The sequence below is a fragment of the Pseudomonas persica genome (genome assembly GCF_900291015.1).
Lineage (GTDB): Bacteria > Pseudomonadota > Gammaproteobacteria > Pseudomonadales > Pseudomonadaceae > Aquipseudomonas.
Window position 1 is genome coordinate 1 of the sequence record NZ_OLKL01000285.1, and the last position, 248, is coordinate 248.

General features: G+C 63.3%; 1 pseudogene. It reads right to left on the reverse strand.

Annotated elements, in window-relative coordinates:
* Positions 1-248, reverse strand: a pseudogene (locus tag FQ664_RS26595) (AAA family ATPase); the annotation flags it as partial.

Sequence of the window (248 nt, forward strand, 5' to 3'; positions counted from 1 at the left end):
GCTCTTGCTTGCGCACATTGTAGATACGCTCGCCGATCCGGTCGGCGCGGTGCAGGGTAAGCACCGCGCCGGCCAGCGCCTCGCTGTCATCGTGCTCGGACTGCAGCGGTGCGATATCGGCCAGGAACACATCGCCTTTGACTTTGATGCGCAAGCCGTTGATGCGCGACTTGTTGGCCCGCACCAGCTCTGGTAGATCGAAGTCTTCCACGTAGCGCGCCAGCGGCATGCCCGGCACCTCATCAACC